This is a genomic window from Kitasatospora sp. NPDC058492, from assembly GCF_042720685.1.
Classification (GTDB): domain Bacteria; phylum Actinomycetota; class Actinomycetes; order Streptomycetales; family Streptomycetaceae; genus Kitasatospora.
In genome coordinates this window covers 1-17,919 of record NZ_JBHXMU010000077.1, presented here as the reverse complement: position 1 = coordinate 17,919, position 17,919 = coordinate 1, and the positions used below count along the sequence as shown (strand labels likewise).

General features: G+C 73.8%; 15 protein-coding genes. 11 read left to right on the top strand and 4 right to left on the bottom strand.

Annotated elements, in window-relative coordinates; all coding sequences use genetic code 11:
- Position 1 precedes the first annotated feature (1 nt).
- A complete protein-coding gene (locus ACFWPI_RS34490; protein WP_363372609.1) occupies positions 2-973 on the bottom strand; it encodes an endonuclease/exonuclease/phosphatase family protein in 972 nt (323 codons plus the stop codon).
- 78 nt (positions 974-1,051) lie between these two features.
- Between ACFWPI_RS34490 and ACFWPI_RS34485 the strand changes: the two genes are divergently transcribed.
- The 6 genes from ACFWPI_RS34485 (at position 1,052) to ACFWPI_RS34460 (ending at position 9,088) form a co-directional block, all read left to right on the top strand.
- The gene (locus ACFWPI_RS34485; protein ID WP_063347909.1) at positions 1,052-1,684 is read left to right on the top strand and encodes a PadR family transcriptional regulator; all 633 of its coding nucleotides are present in this window, start codon (positions 1,052-1,054) and stop codon (positions 1,682-1,684) included.
- 153 nt (positions 1,685-1,837) lie between these two features.
- Positions 1,838-2,602, top strand: a complete 765-nt coding sequence (locus tag ACFWPI_RS34480) for an ABC transporter ATP-binding protein (protein ID WP_063347908.1) — start codon at positions 1,838-1,840, stop codon at positions 2,600-2,602.
- A complete protein-coding gene (locus ACFWPI_RS34475) occupies positions 2,599-5,478 on the top strand; it encodes an FtsX-like permease family protein (RefSeq protein WP_380378178.1) in 2,880 nt (959 codons plus the stop codon). The genes ACFWPI_RS34480 and ACFWPI_RS34475 overlap by 4 nt, the downstream gene beginning before the upstream one ends.
- Positions 5,479-5,623: 145 nt before the next feature.
- The gene (locus ACFWPI_RS34470; RefSeq protein ID WP_380378176.1) at positions 5,624-7,027 is read left to right on the top strand and encodes a dipeptidase; all 1,404 of its coding nucleotides are present in this window, start codon (positions 5,624-5,626) and stop codon (positions 7,025-7,027) included.
- Positions 7,028-7,096: 69 nt separating this feature from the next.
- Positions 7,097-8,038, top strand: a complete 942-nt coding sequence (gene nudC, locus ACFWPI_RS34465) for an NAD(+) diphosphatase (protein WP_208869073.1) — start codon at positions 7,097-7,099, stop codon at positions 8,036-8,038.
- Positions 8,039-8,248: 210 nt separating this feature from the next.
- Positions 8,249-9,088 (top strand): GntR family transcriptional regulator, encoded by an 840-nt coding sequence (locus ACFWPI_RS34460; RefSeq protein ID WP_363372614.1) that lies wholly within the window; start codon positions 8,249-8,251, stop codon positions 9,086-9,088.
- A gap of 85 nt (positions 9,089-9,173) precedes the next feature.
- Here ACFWPI_RS34460 and ACFWPI_RS34455 read toward each other — a convergent pair whose 3' ends face one another.
- Positions 9,174-9,431, bottom strand: coding sequence for a mycoredoxin (locus ACFWPI_RS34455; RefSeq protein WP_063347903.1), 258 nt, complete (start codon positions 9,429-9,431; stop codon positions 9,174-9,176).
- A 200-nt stretch (positions 9,432-9,631) separates the two neighbouring features.
- Here ACFWPI_RS34455 and ACFWPI_RS34450 point away from each other — a divergent pair, with 200 nt between their 5' ends.
- The 4 genes from ACFWPI_RS34450 to ACFWPI_RS34435 all read left to right on the top strand — a co-directional run bounded on the left by ACFWPI_RS34450 (position 9,632) and on the right by ACFWPI_RS34435 (position 13,538).
- Entirely contained in the window at positions 9,632-11,899 is a 2,268-nt protein-coding gene (locus ACFWPI_RS34450) for an ATP-dependent DNA helicase UvrD2 (RefSeq protein WP_079135640.1), read from the top strand.
- Positions 11,900-12,160: 261 nt separating this feature from the next.
- On the top strand, positions 12,161-12,607 hold the full coding sequence (locus ACFWPI_RS34445; protein WP_380341433.1) for a hypothetical protein: 447 nt from the start codon (positions 12,161-12,163) through the stop codon (positions 12,605-12,607).
- A gap of 167 nt (positions 12,608-12,774) precedes the next feature.
- Positions 12,775-13,143: a WhiB family transcriptional regulator gene (locus ACFWPI_RS34440; RefSeq protein ID WP_371517211.1), complete on the top strand. Its 369-nt coding sequence runs from the start codon at positions 12,775-12,777 to the stop codon at positions 13,141-13,143.
- A 149-nt stretch (positions 13,144-13,292) separates the two neighbouring features.
- Positions 13,293-13,538, top strand: a complete 246-nt coding sequence (locus ACFWPI_RS34435; RefSeq protein ID WP_380378194.1) for a hypothetical protein — start codon at positions 13,293-13,295, stop codon at positions 13,536-13,538.
- Between the two features lie 118 nt (positions 13,539-13,656).
- On the opposite strand, the gene ACFWPI_RS34430 is transcribed toward ACFWPI_RS34435, so the two are convergent.
- Both ACFWPI_RS34430 and ACFWPI_RS34425 read right to left on the bottom strand, forming a co-directional pair.
- Positions 13,657-15,108: an ABC1 kinase family protein gene (locus ACFWPI_RS34430; RefSeq protein ID WP_380378174.1), complete on the bottom strand. Its 1,452-nt coding sequence runs from the start codon at positions 15,106-15,108 to the stop codon at positions 13,657-13,659.
- Positions 15,109-15,348: 240 nt separating this feature from the next.
- Complete coding sequence (locus ACFWPI_RS34425; protein ID WP_063347900.1) at positions 15,349-16,071, bottom strand: TetR/AcrR family transcriptional regulator; 723 nt, start codon at positions 16,069-16,071, stop codon at positions 15,349-15,351.
- A 165-nt stretch (positions 16,072-16,236) separates the two neighbouring features.
- On the opposite strand from ACFWPI_RS34425, the gene ACFWPI_RS34420 reads away from it, so the two are divergent.
- Positions 16,237-17,772, top strand: coding sequence for an MFS transporter (locus ACFWPI_RS34420; protein WP_380378172.1), 1,536 nt, complete (start codon positions 16,237-16,239; stop codon positions 17,770-17,772).
- Positions 17,773-17,919: the final 147 nt, after the last annotated feature.

Below are 17,919 nucleotides of genomic sequence, written 5' to 3'. Positions count from 1 at the left end.
TCTAGAGCGAGACCTCCACCAGCAGCGGCCGGTGGTCCGACACCGCCGCGCGCGGCGCCGCCGCCGGGCCGACCGCGGCGCGCGGCACGCCGACCGCCAGCACGTGGTCGAACTGCACCGCCGGGCGGTGCGAGGGGTACGTCGGGGTGCGGGCCAGGTCGTACCAGCCCTGCAGCCGGGGGCGGGGCTCGCGCACCCGGCGCCGGCGCGGCTCGGCCAGGGCCGGCCGGGCCCGCCGGGCCGCCCGCAGCTCCCGGACCCGCGCCCGGGGCGCGGTGCGCTCCAGCGCGGTCGCCCCGCCGAGGACGGTGCGCGGCACCGCGCCGACCAGGTTGAAGTCGCCCAGCACCAGGTACGGCTGCGGCAGGTCCGCGATCCACCGCCGGATGCCGGCCAGCTGCGCCATGTTCCACCCGGGGACGAAGGACAGGTGCGCCGCCACCACGGTGAACGGGCCGTGGTCGCCCTCCAGCACGGCCGCCAGCGCCGCCCGCGGCTCGTCCGGCACCGGGGTGAGCCCGCGCCGGCCGGCCACCCGCAGCGGCAGCCCGAACGGAGCCGGGGCGAACCGGCGGGCCCGCCAGTGCCGCACCGGGAGCCGGGTCAGCAGCGCGGTGCCGTACGAGGGCGGGGCGCCGTCGCCGACGTCGCCGGGCCCGTATACCCGCAGGCCGCCGGGCACGGAGGGCTCCGGCACCCAGCCCGCGACCGGCGCCGGGCGCCCGTGCAGGGCGGCGGCGAACCGCCAGTCGGCGGCCCCCATGGCCTTGGCGGCCACCGCGGCCTGGTCGGTGCCGCCGGAGCGGGACTGGTGGCGGTCCACCTCCTGCAGGGCCAGTACGTCGGCGTCCAGCGCGGCCACCGCCTCCGCCAGCGGCCCGCCGGCGTCGGCGGGGTAGGGCCGCGGGGCGCCGTCCGGGGCGAGCGGCTGACCGTGCAGCAGGTTGAAGGTGGCGATGCGCAACTGGCTCACACCGCACGACGGTACCCGCTCGCCGGGGGAGGGGGCGCGGCTTGAGCCTGTAGGGCATACCGGGTATACATACTGAGTATGTCCATCCGACACGGTCTGCTCGCCCTGCTCGACCAGGGCCCGCGCTACGGCTACCAACTGCGCACCGAGTTCGAGGCGCGCACCGGCGCCACCTGGCCGCTCAACGTCGGGCAGGTCTACACCACGCTGTCCCGACTGGAGCGGGACGGCCTGGTCGAGCCCGCCGGAGAGGACGACGAGGGCCACCAGTTCTACGCCGTCACCGAGGAGGGGCGCACCGAGCTGCGGGCCTGGTTCGACACCCCGGTGCCCCGGACCAACCCCCCGCGCGACGAACTGGCCATCAAGCTCGCCATGGCCGTCACCGTCCCCGGGGTGGACGTCTCCGCCGTCGTCCAGGGCCAGCGCCGCCACAGCATCAAGGCACTCCAGGACTACACCCGGCTCAAGGGCCGCGCGCTGGCCGGGGAGTCACGGCCCGGCATCGCGCCCTCCGCGAGCAACGACCTGGCCTGGCTGCTCGTCCTCGACCAGCTGATCTTCCAGACCGAGGCCGAGATCCGCTGGCTCGACCACTGCGAGACCCGGCTCCACCAGCACGCGGAGACCGAACAGGCCCGCGCCGCCGAAGCCGCCCGCGACGGCGGCGCCACGGCCGCCCGGCCCGCCCGCCGCCGCTCGCGCACCTGACCGCGCCCGCCTGACCGCGTGCGCCTGACCTCGCCCGCCGTAGCCCACGCACCCGACCCCGCCCGCCGCCGCTGACGCACCTGACCCCGGCGGCCACCCGAACCATCGGCCCGGACCCGACGCCGAGCCCACCACCAGCACAAGGGGGGAACCATGTCCCACACCGACCCGGCCCGGCAGACGCCGGTACTGCACCTGGAGAACGTCACCCGAGTCCACGGCCAAGGCGCCGCGGAGGTCCAAGCCCTGCGCGGCATCGACCTCAAGGTCCACCCCGGCGAGTTCGTCGCCGTCATGGGCCCGTCCGGCTCCGGCAAGTCGACGCTCCTCACCCTCGCCGGCGGACTGGACACCCCGACCACCGGCCAGGTCCTCGTCGAGGGCGTCGCCCTCGGCGGGCTCAACCGCAAGCGGCTCGCCCAGGTCCGCCGCCGCTCCATCGGCTACGTCTTCCAGGACTACAACCTGATACCGGCCCTCACCGCCGGCGAGAACATCTCGCTGCCGCGCGAACTCGACGGCCTCTCCGCCCGCGCCGCCCGCCGCGAGGCGCTCGCCGCCCTGGAGGAGCTCGGCATCCCCGAGCTCGCCGACCGCTTCCCCGACGACATGTCCGGCGGCCAGCAGCAGCGCGTCGCCATCGCCCGCGCCCTCATCGGCGAGCGCCGCCTCGTCCTCGCCGACGAGCCCACCGGCGCCCTCGACTCCACCACCGGCGAGGCCGTCCTCGCCGTCCTGCGCGCCCGCTGCGACGCCGGCGCCGCCGCCATGATGGTCACCCACGAGGCCCGGCACGCCGCCTGGGCCGACCGCGTGGTCTTCCTGCGCGACGGCCGCATGGTCGACGAGAGCGTCAGCCAGGACGCCGCCAGCCTGCTCGTCAGCGCCGCCACCAACAGCATGAAGGTGGACGAGTGAAGCTCAGCGCCTGGCGGGTCGCCCTGCGCATCGCCCGCCGCGACGCCCTGCGGGCCAAGGGCCGCAGCGCCCTGGTCATCGCCATGGTCGCGCTGCCCGTCCTCGGCGTCACCGGCGCCGACGTGGTCTTCCGCAGCGCCGACCTCGAACCCGCCGAACACGTCGTGCGCGTCATGGGCCAGGCCGCCGGCGAACTGCAGATGGTCGAACGCGGCTCCACCGTCCTCCAGGCGCCCGACCCCGACAAGGGAATGACCACCAAGAGCGCCAAGGACGAGGCGAAGAACGGCGCCGCCCCCCAGTACACCCCCGCCCAGCAGCGCAGCCTCGACACCGAGCCCGCCGAACTGGCGAAGCAGCTGCTCCCGCCCGGCGCCACCCTCGTACCCGAGCGGCAGGGCCCCTACATCGCCGCCGGCAGCTCCCAGGGCCTGCTCAGCACCGGGACCACCGAACTGGACCTCACCGACCCGGTCTGGAACGGCCGCGTCAACCTGGTCAAGGGCCGCGCCCCCGCCACCGACGGCGAAGCCGCCGTCACCCGGGACTTCCTCACCCGCTCCGGCCTCAAGATCGGCGACCGGACCGCCGTCCGCGGCCTGGAGGACAGCCCCTTCACCATCACCGGCGTCGTCGAGTACCCCGGTGAACTGACGGCCACCGAGATCATCGCCCGGCCCGGCACCCTGATCAGCAAGCTCGCCAAGCTCCCCGGCGCCGACCGCAGCCGCAACGCCGGCACCGACGCGCCCACCCGCTGGCTCGTCAAGCTCCCCGCCGGCGCCACCCTCGACTGGCCCAAGGTCACCGAACTGGGCGGCTACGGCTTCGCCCTCGCCTCCCGCGCCGTCCTGCTCGACCCGCCGGCCCGCGCCGACGTCCCCTACTACGTCGAGGCCGACAAGCGCGGCGGCCCCACCCCCGGCTACCTCGACCGCACCTCCGTCGTCATCCTCGCCACCGTCGTCGGCATGGCCCTGCTGGAGATCGTCCTCCTCGCGGGCCCCGCCTTCGCCGTCGGGGCCAGGCGCTCCCGGCGGCAGCTCGGCCTGCTCGCCGCCGGCGGCGGTGAGCGCGCCAACATCCGCGCCGTCGTCCTCGGCGGCGGCATCGTCCTCGGCGTCACCGGCGCCGTCGTCGGCCTCGGACTCGGCATCGGCCTGGTCGCCCTGCTGCGCACCCGGGCCGAGGAGTACGCCGGCCAGCGCTTCGGCCACTTCAACCTCCAGCCGCTCGACCTGCTCGGCGTGCTCCTGGTCGGCCTGGTCACCGGCCTGCTCGCCGCCGTCGTGCCCGCCGTCCAGGCCTCCCGCCAGGACGTCGTCGCTGCGCTCACCGGCCGCGACTCGCTCAAGCCCCCGAGCCGCAGGCTCGCCGTGGTCGGCCTGCTGATGCTCGGCGGCGGCTCCGCGCTCGCCCTGCTCGGCGCCACCAGCGGCTTCGCCAACCGCAGCCTGTCCGTCCTCGGCGGCTCGGCCGTCGCCGAACTCGGCATGGTCGCCCTGACGCCCTACCTGGTCGGCCTGTTCGGCCGGCTCGGCCGCTGGCTCTCGCTCGGCCCCCGGCTCGCCCTGCGCGACTCGGTGCGCCACCGCGGCCGCACCGCGCCCGCCGTCGCCGCCGTGATGGCCGCCGTCGCCGGCACCGTCGCGGTCAGCGTCTACCTCGCCAGCTACGACGAGGGGAACCGCCGCGAGTACACCGCCGCCGCCCCCTCCGGCGCCGTCCTGCTCGGCAGCGGCTGGCTGCCCGCCTCCGAGGGCAATCTGCTGCCGCAGATGCGCGACGCGGTGGAACGCAACATCCCCGCCCTCGGGCCGCGCGCCGACGTCCAGCGCGTCAACTACAAGGGCGACTGCGCCGACGGCGGCAGCAGCTGCGGCTACATCCAGGTCGCGCTGCCCGAGGAACTGCGCTGCCCCGTCCTCGACGACACCGAGCGCAGCACCAGCGAGACGGAGCGCATCCTCGGCACCGACCCGCGCTGCCAGGTCTCGGGCCACCGCGGCAACCAGTTCAGCAACCTCTCCGCGGGCGACGCCACCCTGCTGCACAACCTCTACGGCGTCACCGACCCGGCCGCCGGGCAGGCCCTCGCCGCCGGCAAGGCCGTGGTCTTCGACGCGCGCTACCTCAAGGACGGCAAGATCGCGGTCGAGTTGAACGATCCGATGGAGGAGACCGACGGGTCGTCCCACGGGCCGTCCCCCAGGAAGCGCGGCCACACCGAGATCTCCGTCGACGCCGTCCTCGCGTCCGCGGCGGTGCCGGCCAGCGGCCAGGCCGTGATCAGCCCCGACACCGCCACCCGGCTCGGCCTCACCACCGCCCCGGCCGGCTCGGTCTGGCTGCCCGACAGCTCCCCCTCCGACGGCTCCCAGCAGAAGGCCAACGGGGCGCTGGCCAAGCTCACCGACCAGGAGGTCCTCTCGATCGAGCGCGGCTACCAGTCCAGGGCCGACCTGATCGGCCTCGGGCTGTCGATCTTCGCCGGCATCGTCGCCCTCGGCGCGGCCGGCATCGCCACCGGACTCGCCGCCGCCGACTCCCAGCGCGACCTGACCACCCTCGCGGCGGTCGGCGCCGAGCCCCGGATCCGGCGCACGCTGTCCGGCTTCCAGTGCGGGGTGATCGCGGCCATGGGCACCCTGCTCGGCACCGTCTGCGGGATCGTGCCGGCGGTGGCCCTGCGCAAGGTCCAGGGTGCGGCGGCCACCGTCCCCGGGATGCCCGCCGAGATGATCGCCAACAAGTCGGTCGTGGTCCTCCCGTGGCTCACCATCGGGTTCACCGTGGTGGCGCTGCCGCTGCTCGCGGCGGGCCTGGCCGCGCTGCTCACCCGCTCGCGGATCTCGCTGCTGCGCCGCTCCGGCTGAGGTCCGTGCACCCTCCCGTCACCCCCGTCCGCGCCCCCTCCAATCCGGGGGCGCGGGCGGGGGTGACGGAGGTTACAGCCCCAACGGCGCCCGGCAGCCGGACGGCCGGGGCGGGCACCCGCACGGGCGAACTAAAGTCGTCGGTATGACGAGAACTCCGGACAGCGTCGTCCGCTCCTTCATCGACCAGCACCAGGCCGGTTTCCTCGCCGACCTCTCCGAGTGGCTGGCCATTCCCTCGGTCTCCGCCGACCCGGCCCGCGCCGGCGACGTGCGGCGCTCCGCCGAGTGGCTGGCCGCCAAGCTGCGCGACACCGGCTTCCCGGTGGCCGAGGTGTGGGAGACCGACGGCCTGCCGGCGGTGTTCGCCGAGTGGCCCTCCGGGGACTCGTCCGCGCCGACCGTCCTGGTCTACGGGCACCACGACGTGCAGCCCGCCGCGAAGGAGGACGGCTGGGAGACGGAGCCGTTCACCCCGACCGTGGTCGGCGGGCGGCTGTTCGCCCGCGGCGCGGCCGACGACAAGGGCCAGGTGTTCTTCCACACCCTGGGCGTGCGCGCCCACCTGGCCGCGACCGGCCGCACCGCGCCGGCCGTCAACCTCAAGCTGCTGATCGAGGGCGAGGAGGAGTCCGGCTCGCCGCACTTCGCCGACCTGGTCCGGCGCGAGGCCGGGCGGCTGGCCGCCGACGTGGTGGTCATCTCGGACACCGGCATGTGGTCCGAGACCACGCCGACCGTGTGCACCGGCATGCGGGGCCTGGCCGACGCCCAGATCGACCTGTACGGCCCGGACACCGACATCCACTCCGGCTCCTTCGGCGGCGCCGTCCCCAACCCGGCGCAGGTCGCCGCCGAGCTGGCGACCGGCCTGCACGACGCCGACCGCCGGGTGGACATCCCGGGCTTCTACGACGGCGTGATCGAGCTGACCGACCGCGAGCGCGAGCTGTTCGCCGAACTGCCCTTCGACGAGGCGCAGTGGCTCAGGGTCGCCAAGTCGTACGGCACCCGGGGCGAGGCCGGCTACTCCACCCTGGAGCGGGTCTGGGCCCGCCCGACCGCCGAGGTCAACGGCGTCTGGGGCGGCTACACCGGCCCCGGCGGCAAGACCATCGTGCCGTCCTCGGCGCACCTCAAGCTGTCCTTCCGGCTGGTCGCCGGGCAGGAGGTGGAGAAGGTGCGCGAGGCCGTCCGGGAGTGGGTGGCCGCGCGGGTGCCCGAGGGCGTCCGCCACGAGCTGACCTTCCCGGGCGCGACCCGGCCCTGCCTGACCCCGCTGGACCACCCGGCGCTGCAGTCCACCGTCCGCGCCATGGGCCGGGCCTTCGGGCAGAAGATCCTCTTCACCCGCGAGGGCGGCTCCGGCCCGGCCGCCGACCTCCAGGACGTGCTCGGCGCGCCGGTGCTGTTCCTCGGCATCTCGGTGCCCTCGGACGGCTGGCACTCGGTCAACGAGAAGGTCGAACTGGACCTGCTGGCCAAGGGCGTGGAGACGGCCGCGTACCTGTGGGGGGACCTGGCCGAGAACTTCCGGCCCGGCGCGTGATCCCGCGCGGGCACACCATGGCAGTCAGATCACTCATCCGGATGATTCATCACGTGGGGATGGAACGAAGTGAGCACCGTGCCTGAGACCGAACGCCCACTGAACCTGGCACTGGCCCGGGCCGGGGTGGACCGGGCGGCCGAGCACCGGCTCGACGAGCCCTGGCTGGCCGCGGCCTGGAGCCACCCGGCCACCCGGGTGCTGCCGATCGCCGGCGGCGAGGCGTTCGTCGTCGACACCGCGCAGGGCACCGAACTCGTGCTGATGCCCTCCTTCGAGGCGCCGCAGACCGGGGACCGGTACTTCCTCGGCACCGACGAGGACGGCGTCTCGTACTTCGCGCTGGCCGGGGAGAGCCTGCCCGGGCGGCTGGACGGCGACGCCCGCCCGGCCGGGCTGCGCGAGGTCGGCGCGCTGCTGTCGGACCGGGACGCCGGACTGCTGGTGCACGCCGTCGCGCTGGAGCACTGGCACCGGCTGCACAGCTTCTGCTCGCGCTGCGGGCACCCGACCGAGAAGGCCGGCGCCGGGCACGTGCGGCGCTGCACCTCCTGCGCGGCCGAGCACTACCCGCGCACCGACCCGGCGGTGATCATGGTGATCACCGACGAGCAGGACCGCTGCCTGCTCGGCCGTCAGGCGCTGTGGCCGGAGGGCCGCTGGTCCACCCTGGCCGGCTTCGTCGAGCCGGGGGAGTCGATCGAGCAGGCGGTGGTGCGCGAGGTGCACGAGGAGGCCGGCGTGCGGGTCGGCGAGGTGCGCTACGTCGCCAGCCAGCCCTGGCCCTTCCCGTCGAGCCTGATGCTCGGCTTCACGGGCCGGGCGCTGCCGGGCGGCACGGCGATCACCGTGGACGGCGAGGAGCTGGCCGAGGCGCGCTGGTTCTCCCGTGACGAGCTGCGGGCCGGGATGGAGGCGGGGGAGATCCTGCCGCCCTCCGGGATCTCGATCGCACGCCACCTGGTCGAGCTCTGGTACGGCGGACCGCTGCCGTCGGCGGCGCGCTGGTAATCCCCGACGAATGGGGGGCGTGCGGGTTATCCCGCGCGCCCCCGTTTTTCTTTTCCCTTCCTTCCCGAATCCGACACGATCAGATGTTCGTGGCCGGACGGGCCAGTTCTGCTACCGCCGCCCGCCACCCCGCGGCCGTCGTCAACCCGCGCGGACGACATTGCCGGAAACGGCTGAAACCCCGCCATCGCGCTCGCTACATTCACTCGGGTGACAATCCCCCGGGGCACCGCCCAATCCCCCAAATACCAGCGTCTCGCCGCCGACCTGCGCCGCCGGATCGCCGAGGGCGAGTTCACCGCCGACGCCGCACTCCCGGTCGAGAGCGAACTGGAACGCCAGTACGGAGTCGCCCGCAACACCGTCCGGCTCGCCGTCGACGTCCTGGTCAACGAAGGCCGCCTGGTCCGCCTCCAGGGCAAGGGCACCTACCTGCGGGAACACCCCGTCCTGGACCACCGCGCCTACGGCCCCACCCTGGCCCCCGCCCCCCGGGACTGCCTGGCCGTGCCCTCCGCCGTCTACCTCGGCGAGGCCGCCGAGGCCGGCCGCGAACTCACCACCGACTTCGAGATGATGATCGTCCGGGCCCGGGTCGACATCGCCGAACGGCTCGGACTGCGCCCCGGCGAGGCCATCGTGGTCCGCCGCCAACTGCGCCTGCTCGACCGCGAGCCGTACTCCATCGAGGAGAGCCACTACCGGGCCGGACTCGCCGCCGGCACCCCGCTGATGGAACCCGACCCGGTCGAGGGCGGCGACGAGGCCGTCCTCAACGAACTCGGCCGCACCGAGATCGGCGCCGTCGACCACCTGGTCGCCCGGATGCCCGGCCCCGAGGAGGCCCAGTGGTTCCAGGGCGGCCCCGGCGTGCCGCTGATGGTCCAGACCCGCGTCACCTACGACCGGCGCGGGCCCGTCCGGGTCATCGAGACCCGCTACTCGGCCGACCGCAGCCGGCTCGTCTACGGCATCGGCGACCTCGGCGCGCGCGCCACCCTGCCCGCGCCCGCCGCACCCGTCGACCCCGCCAGGGCCGACGCGCAGTGACGCGCGCCGGCCCGGACCCCGGGCCGGGCCGGCCCCGCTCAGGCCGTTCAAGCCCGCTCATGCCCGCGCGGGCCGCTCGGACCACTCAGACCCCGAGGGCCTTCTTCACCTGCAGCAGGCTCGGGTTGGTCATCACGACCCGCTCGCCGCCGGCGTTCGGCGTCACCAGCACCGTCGGCACGGTCTGGTTGCCGCCGTTGACCGACTCGACGAACGACGCCGACGCCGGGTCCTCCTCGATGTTGACCTCCGTGTAGCCGATCCCCTCCCGGTCCATCTGGCTCTTGAGTCGGTTGCAGTACCCGCACCAGGTCGTGCTGTACATCGTCACGCTGCCGGACATCGAGGAGGCTCCTTCAGGAAGAGGGCGTACGGTCTCAGGGCAGGAACGCCCACCGCGCGACGGTCATTCCGCACGGCCACGCTCCGTCGCACCACGACGGCGCCCGAACGGCCCCGCGCGCCCCGGTGCGCAGCGATCATCCTGCGATCACACCGTGCCTGTGGACAACCCCGCCCCCGTTGTCCCAGCGGGCTGAGAGGATGGAAAGCATGCAGGAAGACCTCTTGAGCGGCAGCCCGTCCGACGGCCCCCACGGCTCCCTCTGGGCCGACCCCACCGCCGCCACGGGCCCCGACGCCGTGCTCGCCGGGCTCGACCCCGAACAGCGCGCCGTCGCCACCGCCCTGCACGGGCCCGTCTGCGTCCTCGCCGGCGCCGGCACCGGCAAGACCCGCGCCATCACCCACCGGATCGCCTACGGCGTGCGCAGCGGCGTGTACCAGCCCCAGCAGGTCCTCGCCGTCACCTTCACCGCCCGCGCCGCCGGCGAGATGCGCGGCCGACTGCGCCAACTCGGCGCCGACGGCGTCCAGGCCCGCACCTTCCACGCCGCCGCCCTGCGCCAGCTCCAGTACTTCTGGCCGCGCGCCGTCGGCGGCCCCGTGCCCCAGCTGCTCGAACGCAAGGTCCAGCTCGTCGCCGAATCCGCCGGCCGCTGCGGCCTGCGCGTCCAGCGCACCGAACTGCGCGACCTCACCGCCGAGATCGAATGGGCCAAGGTCACCCAGCTCGGCCCCGACGACTACCCCGCCGCCGTCCAGAAGTCCGGCCGCGAAGCCCCCCGCGACCCGGCCGAGACCGCCCAGGTCTACCGCGTCTACGAGGAGACCAAGAGCCGCCGCGGCGTCATCGACTTCGAGGACGTCCTGCTGCTCACCGCCGCCATCCTGGAGGACCGCCCCGACATCGCGGACCAGGTCCGCTCCCAGTACCGGCACTTCACCGTCGACGAGTACCAGGACGTCTCGCCGCTCCAGCAGCGGCTGCTCGACCAGTGGACCGGCCCCGGCGGCGGCGCCAGCCTCTGCGTCGTCGGCGACGCCAGCCAGACCATCTACTCCTTCACCGGTGCCACCCCCGACTACCTGCTCAACTTCCGCACCCACCACCCCGAGGCCACGGTCGTCAAGCTGGTCCGCGACTACCGCTCCACCCCGCAGGTCGTCCACCTCGCCAACGGGCTGCTCAGCCAGGCCCGCGGCGAGGCCGCCCGCCACCGCCTCGAACTCGTCTCCCAGCGCGAGGCCGGCCCCGAACCCGTCTACACCGAGTACGAGGACGAGCCCACCGAGGCCGAGACCACCGCCCGCCGGATCAAGGACCTGCTCGCCACCGGCGTGCGCGCCAGCGAGGTCGCCGTCCTGTTCCGCACCAACGGCCAGTCCGAGGTCTACGAGCAGGCCCTCGCCGACCTCGGCGTCCCCTACCAGCTCAAGGGCGCCGAGCGGTTCTTCGAACGCCCCGAGGTCCGCGACGCCGGCGTCCTGCTGCGCGGCGCCGCCCGGGCCGGCGCCGACCCGCTCACCGCCGACGCCCCCGACCTCGCCGGCCAGGTCCGCGCCGTCCTCGCCGCCCGCGGCTTCACCGCCGAACCGCCCGCCGGCTCCGGCGCCGTCCGCGACCGCTGGGAGTCCCTCGCCGCCCTCGTCCGGCTCGCCGAGGAGTTCGAGCGCACCCGCACCGCCGCCGGCCACAGCGCCGACCTCGCCGCCTACGTCGCCGAACTCGACGCCCGCGCCGCCGCCCAGCACGCCCCCGCCGTCGAAGGCGTCACCCTCGCCTCGCTGCACGCCGCCAAGGGCCTCGAATGGGACGCCGTCTTCCTCGTCGGCCTCACCGAGGGCACCCTGCCGATCATCTACGCCAAGACCGACGAGCAGATCGAGGAGGAGCGCCGACTCCTCTACGTCGGCGTCACCCGCGCCCGCAGGCACCTCTCCCTCTCCTGGGCGCTCAGCCGCTCCCCGGGCGGCCGGGCCAGCCGCAAGCCCAGCCGCTTCCTGGACGGGCTGCGTCCCGGCTCCAGCGCCCCCGGCGCACGCACCGGCGGGCGGGGCGGGCGCGGGGGCGTGGAGCCCGGCGAGCGCTCCGCCGGACGGCGGGTCCGCGGCCCGGTCAAGTGCCGGGTCTGCGAGAAGGTGCTCACCGAGGCGGTCGAGCGCAAGCTGCGCCGCTGCGAGAGCTGCCCGTCCACGATGGACGAGGCGCTGTACGAGCGGCTGCGCGAGTGGCGGGCCCGGCAGGCCAAGAAGCAGGGGGCGCCGGCCTACGTGGTGTTCACCGACGCCACGCTCATGGCCATCGCCGAGGACGTGCCGGCCAGCCGCCAGGAGCTGGCCGTGATCTCCGGGGTCGGCGCGATGAAGCTGGACAAGTACGGGGCGGCCGTGCTCTCGTTGTGTGCGGGGGAGGAGCCCGAGGAGGATCCGGACGGCGTCGAGGACGGCGAGCCGGTCGATCCGGCGTGAGCCGGTCCGGGCGCGGTCCAGGGGAGTCTCCCGGGGGCCGCTCGGGGGACATTCGAACCCGCCGTGAAAAATAGTTTGCGCGGCATACCGGGAGCGCAATAGCCTGCCGGAGCGGTCAAGGGGACGAGATCGCACGGGGTGACACCTGTGCCGAATCCCCTGCACCCAACAGCTTCACCGAGACAGACATCCGAACATTCGGAGCCGGGGCGACCTGGCTCCGCGAGACGCCGAGAGGAGGCGATGACAGTGGGAAACATCATGATCACCAAAATGACTGGCCAGACCGTTGTTGCTGCCTCCCTGCGTGCCGCCCGTCTGCGGGCGCTCGCCGAGCTCGGTGGAACCGGTCTGGGTCTCGACACCACCGGTGTCTCCGTCGTCCCCGCTGTCAGTGGCCTTGGACACACTGATGTCTGCGCCGCGGGCGGCAGGAACGTCGAAGGCACCTCCGTCGAGGCCGGTCTGTCCGGCGACTGGGCGTCGTTCGGCACGTCGCGCTCCCTGCGTGATGAGCGACCGACCCAGGCACCGAAGGCAGTCGTAGCAGCCGCCATGCATGGCGACTATGCGCAGGTCGTCGGTGCCGGAAGCACCCAGAAGCAGAACGAGCAGCAGATTAACCAGGCCATGGCCGCCTTTGCGGGCGCCACGGCCATCCGGATGCGGGCCTTCCGCGGGCCTGAACCCTGGAGAGAACGAACCTGAGTAAGCCTCAGGTCGGCACCTCCAGGGCCGCGGAACCCGTCACACCGGGATCCGCGGCCCTTCTGTTTTGTCCGGTACGCAAGACCACCCAGGCCCCCCGGGGCCTCCGGCCCAGACCCACCAGCCATCTGGGCCGGAACCACTGAGAAGACGAGGAAGACGCCACAGTGTCCACGGTCATCACGCCGCCCATCCCGTCCGTACCGCCGACAAGCCAGATCACCAAGGCCGACCAGGCCGACCCCCCGGAGGTTCTTTCCATGCAGATCAGCTCCATCGAGCAGGCCGAGGCGCTCGGGCTCCCCATCCCCTGCCGCGCCTTCGACCCCGAGGTCTTCTTCGCCGAGACGCCCGCCGACGTCGAGTACGCGAAGTCCCTCTGCGGCACCTGCCCGGTCAAGGACGCCTGTCTGACCGGTGCGCTGGAGCGGCGCGAGCCGTGGGGCGTCTGGGGTGGCGAGCTCTTCGTCCAGGGTGTCGTCGTGGCCCGCAAGCGGCCGCGTGGCCGTCCGCGCAAGACCGAGGTCATGGCGTGAACCCCGCCCACGGCGCCAGGGCCGTCCGCCGGGGAGAGCAGCCCCTGCTGGACAGCTCCCTCCGCCGTTCCGTCCGGATCGCCGCCGCCAAGGCCGACGCAGCCCGGCCAGCCCCCTTCCCGAGCACGCACCACGAGCAGGACCACCACATGACCGCCGTCGCCATCGATCCGACCGTCCGCGCTGAGCAGACCACCGAACTTCAGATCCAGAACAGGACCCTCGAAATGCAACTCCTCCACGAATCCCTGGCCCGGGCCCATATGCAAGAGCGCCTGCACGAGGCCGAGCACCAACGCCTCGTCACCCGGGTCGCCCGGGCCCGCCGGCTCAAGCAGCGGGCCGAGCGCGCCTCGCTGCGGGCCCGCAAGGCGATCGCCGTCGCCCTGATGTAGCCGTGGCTGTCGTCGCGGCTTTCGTCGCGGCGCGGGGCCTCCCCGCGTTCCACCCCCGTCGTGCCGCAGGCCGCCCCCCGTCACGGGGAGCGGCCTGCGGTCGTCGGGGGCGTTGTGGTCAGCTCTTGCGGGTGCGGTTGGCGGGCTCGCCGCCTGCCGGCTTGCGACCGGCCGGCTTCGCCGTCCCCGCCGGTCTCGCCGTCCCCACTGGGTCGGCCGGCTTCGCCGTCCCCGCCGGCTCCCGACCGGCGAACTGGGGCAGCCACGCCAGCATCTCCGCCCGGAACGGCGCCTGGGCGCCCAACTGGCAGAGCACCCCGATGGTGCTCAGCGTCACCCGATGGATCAGCAGGTACGCGGGCGGCAGGTTCAGTTGCTTGCCCAGGTTGTAGGCGGGCGAGCGCGGATCGGCGATCCGGGCCGCCTGCGCGCGCATCCAGGCCCGGGTGAAGTGGAAGCTGTCCACGGCGGCCGGCTCGATGATCGGCCGCAGGTAGTCCAGCACCGCGTCCGGGTCCAGCTCGATCGAGGGCTTGACGAAGCCCTCCTCGCGCAGCATCTTCAGCACGCCCGCCGCGTCGCCGTCCAGGGCCATCCGCAGCGACGCCCCGATCGGCGCGGGCAGCCCGCCCGGCAGCCGGTCCACCGTGCCGAAGTCCAGCACCCCCAGCCGCCAGCCCGACGCCGGGCCGTCGTCCTTCAGCAGCCGGAAGTTGCCCGGGTGCGGGTCCGCGTGCAGCAGGCCGGTCCGGGACGGGCCCGCGAACAGGAACCGGGCCAGCAACTGCCCGGCACGGTCTCGCTCCTCCTGGGTGCCGCCCGTGATCACCTCGGCCAGCGGGGTGCCGTCCATCCACTCGGTGACCAGCACCTGGTCGGCCTGCGCCACCACGCCGGGCACCACGATGTCCGGGTCGCCGGCGAACTCCTCGGCGTGGCGGCGCTGGGCCTGCGCCTCCAGCTCGTAGTCCAGTTCCTCCGACACTCGTTCGCGCAGCTCGGCGATCAGCGGCTTGATGTCCAGCCCCGGGATCAGCGGGCCCAACAGCCAGGCCACCCGGCTCAGTTGCGTCAGGTCGGCGAGCAGCGCGTCGCCCGCGCCCGGGTACTGCACCTTGACCGCGACCCGGCGCCCGTCGTGCCAGACGGCCCGGTGCACCTGCCCGATCGAGGCGGCCGCGGCCGGCCGGTCGTCGAACTCCCGGAACAGCTCGCGCCAGCCGTCCCCGAGCCGCTGGGCGAGCGCGGTGTGCACCTTGGCGGCGGGCATCGGGGGAGCGGCGTCCTGCAGCTTGGTGAGCGCGGCCCGGTACGGCCCGGCGACCTCCTCGGGCAGCGCGGCCTCGAAGACGGACAGCACCTGCCCGAACTTCATGGCCCCGCCCTTGAGTTCACCCAGGACCTTGAACAGCTGGTCGGCGGTGGCCTGCTGGAGCTCGGCCGTCACCACCTCGGCGGAGCGCCCGCCGATGCGCTTGCCCAGACCGAGTGTGGCGCGTCCGGCTATCCCCAGCGGCAGGGCGGCGAGCCGTGCCGTGCGGGTCACTGCCTTGCGCGGAAGATCGCTCACCCGGGCCTCCATTCCCTGGCCCCCCGACACCGGACGGCCCACCATCACTAGGCCATTGTGCCCGCTCCCCACCCCGCGACCGCCGGTATTTCGCCAGGCGGGGAGGGGGCGCCCGTACGTGGGCCGCGACCGCTGTCCCTTTGCGGGGGAGTTGGACGGCTTGGTCCGGTCGGCCCGGCGTGGTGGGCGGGCGGTGGCTGCGCGCCGAGTGGAGTGCCCGCGGGTCGTCCGGCCGGCGGGTCAGCGGGGCAGACGGAGGGCCAGGCCGTCCAGGACCACGGCGAGGCCGTAGGCGAACTTGGCGTCGCGCGTGGCGGCCGGGTCCGGGTCCGCGGAAGCGGCCGAGTAGGCGGCGGCGAGGTGGGCGAAGCCCGCGGTGGCCTCCCGGGCGGCGGGCATCAGCCGGGCGACGAACGCGGCCTCGCTCTCACCGGCCCGGGCGACGGTGGTGAGCCAGGCCGCCTCCGTGGTGCTCATGCCGACGACGTAGGAGATGACCGTGTCGATCGCCCGGACCGGCTCGGGGAAGCCGGCCGAGGTGAAGAAGGCGGTCAGCCGCTCGCCGTAGGACAGCAGGTTGGGGCCGAGGTGGGCGAGGCCGGCCTGGCCGAGGACGGACGACAGCCAGGGGTGGCGCAGGGCCGTCGCCCGGAAGGCGCCGGCGGCCTCGGTGGCGGCGGCGCGCCAGTCGGGGCTGTCGGCGGGCGGGAGGGTGATCTCGCCGAAGACCTCGTCCACCGCGAGTTCCATCAGCTCGTCCTTGGTCGCCACGTGCCGGTACAGGGAGGTGGCGCCCGCGTTCAGCCGGGTGGCGAGCTTGCGCATGCTCAGGGCCTCGATGCCCTCGGCGTCCAGCATGGTGATCGCCTCGCGGACGATCGCGGCCCGGCTGAGTGCGGGCTGGTCGGGCTCGCGCTGCCGACGGGCCCATACGGACGGGATCGGGTTCGTTTCGGCGGCCATGGCGGCTCCCCTTCCCTCTGCTCCTGCTTCGCTGCGTACACCGTTCGCATTGAGCGTACAGGATTCGGATATTGCGCACGCTGTTCCGACATGCATACAGTGTGCGCAACGAAGGAACGGGGTGCGCACCGGGGGAACGGTGTGCGCAGAATGGAGGGGTGGCTGATGACAGCGCTCAACGCGACCGAGGGCCGCAATCCGCACCGCTGGTGGATCCTGATCGTGCTGTGCCTGAGCTCGCTCGTCCTGGTGGTCGACAGCATGGCGCTCACGGTCGCCGTGCCCTCGATGACGGCGGACCTCGGCGCCAGCGCCCAGGACACCCAGTGGATCCTCGACTCCTACGTCCTGGTCTTCGCCGGGCTGCTGCTCACCGCCGGCAGCCTCGGGGACCGCTTCGGCCGCCGGAAGATCATGATCATCGGGCTGCTGCTCTTCGGGGCGGCCTCCCTCGCGGCCACCTTCTGCACCAACCCCGGCGAGGTGATCGCGGCCCGGGTCGCCATGGGCGTCGGCGGATCGCTGATCATGCCCTCGACGCTGTCGATCCTCATCACCGTCTTCGACGAGGACGAGCGCAACAAGGCGATGGCCGCCTGGAGCTCGGTGGCGATGCTGGGGCTGGTCGGCAGCCCGGTCCTCGGCGGCGTGCTGATCAACCACTTCTCCTGGCACTCGATCTTCTTCATCAACGTCCCGGTCGTCGCCCTGGCGATCCTGGCCGGCCTGCTGCTGATGCCGCAGTCCAAGGGCCCGTGGCAGAAGCCCGACCCGCTCGGCGCGGTGCTCTCCGCGGCCGGCATGACCGCCCTGGTCTGGTGGATCATCGAGATCCCTCAGTACGGCGCCTTCGGCGGCCAGTCCCTGGTCACCCTGGCCATCGCGGTGCTCGCGCTCGGCGGGTTCGTGGCGTGGGAGAACATCACCTCCGCGCCCATGGTTCCGCTGGCGCTCTTCAAACACCGCAACTTCAGCGGGGGCTCGCTGTCGCTGACCCTGGTGCAGATCGGCAACGGCGGCCTGCTGCTCGTGCTCACCCAGTACCTGCAGTTCGTGCTCGGCTACTCGCCGGTCAAGGCGGGCCTCGCGTTCGTGCCGCTGGCCATCGCCGCCCTGATCGGCAACGGGGTCGGCGCCAAGTTCGCCGCCACGATCGGCAACCGCCTGCTCATCCTCACCGGGATGCTCGTCATGGCCGCCTCCTTCGCCCTGCTGACCACCGTCACCGCCGGCACCGGCTTCACCGTCCCGGCGGTCGCCCTCGGGCTGCTCGGCCTCGGCGCGGGCCTGGCGATGCCGGCGGCGGTGGGCGCGCTGATGGGCACCATCCCGCCGGAGCAGGCGGGCGTCGGCTCGGCGCTGAACGACACCATCCAGCAGGCCGGTACCGCGCTCGGCATCGCCATCCTGGGCTCGCTGCTGTCGAGCGGTTTCGCCGCCGAGATGCCCGCCGGGATGCCGGAGGAGGCGAAGCACTCCGTCGGCGGGGCGCTGGCACTGGCCAACGGGGACGCCGGGCTCGTCCGGACCGTCCGGGAGGCCTTCACCTCGGCGATGTCGACGACCTTCACGATCAGCGCGATCGGGGTGCTGGCGGCGGCGGTGGTGGCCACGCTGGTGATGCGCGACCGGAAGGCCGGGACGGCGGCGGGGGAGCCGGTGGCCGGGGCGTCGGTGGAGGACACCGGGATCGCCGCCTGACTCCGCTGGACCTGGCTGGTCCACCTCGCTGCGAAGGCCGGTGCCCCTTGGGGCACCGGCCTTCGGTGGGGTGGGGTGGGGTGGGGCGGTGGTGGGCCCGAAATACGGCGGGCCCCCATACAGCCCCGGGTGCGTTTGCAGATAACA

Excerpts from the sequence above, each read along its gene's own strand:
- ACFWPI_RS34485 (WP_063347909.1), top strand. The coding sequence starts at position 1,052 with ATGTCCATCCGACACGGTCTGCTCGCCCTGCTCGACCAGGGCCCGCGC.
- ACFWPI_RS34480 (WP_063347908.1), top strand. The coding sequence starts at position 1,838 with ATGTCCCACACCGACCCGGCCCGGCAGACGCCGGTACTGCACCTGGAG.
- ACFWPI_RS34470 (WP_380378176.1), top strand. The coding sequence starts at position 5,624 with ATGACGAGAACTCCGGACAGCGTCGTCCGCTCCTTCATCGACCAGCAC.
- ACFWPI_RS34455 (WP_063347903.1), bottom strand. The coding sequence starts at position 9,431 with ATGTCCGGCAGCGTGACGATGTACAGCACGACCTGGTGCGGGTACTGC.
- ACFWPI_RS34450 (WP_079135640.1), top strand. The coding sequence starts at position 9,632 with ATGGAAAGCATGCAGGAAGACCTCTTGAGCGGCAGCCCGTCCGACGGC.
- ACFWPI_RS34445 (WP_380341433.1), top strand. The coding sequence starts at position 12,161 with ATGATCACCAAAATGACTGGCCAGACCGTTGTTGCTGCCTCCCTGCGT.
- ACFWPI_RS34435 (WP_380378194.1), top strand. The coding sequence starts at position 13,293 with ATGACCGCCGTCGCCATCGATCCGACCGTCCGCGCTGAGCAGACCACC.
- ACFWPI_RS34425 (WP_063347900.1), bottom strand. The coding sequence starts at position 16,071 with ATGGCCGCCGAAACGAACCCGATCCCGTCCGTATGGGCCCGTCGGCAG.
- ACFWPI_RS34420 (WP_380378172.1), top strand. The coding sequence starts at position 16,237 with ATGACAGCGCTCAACGCGACCGAGGGCCGCAATCCGCACCGCTGGTGG.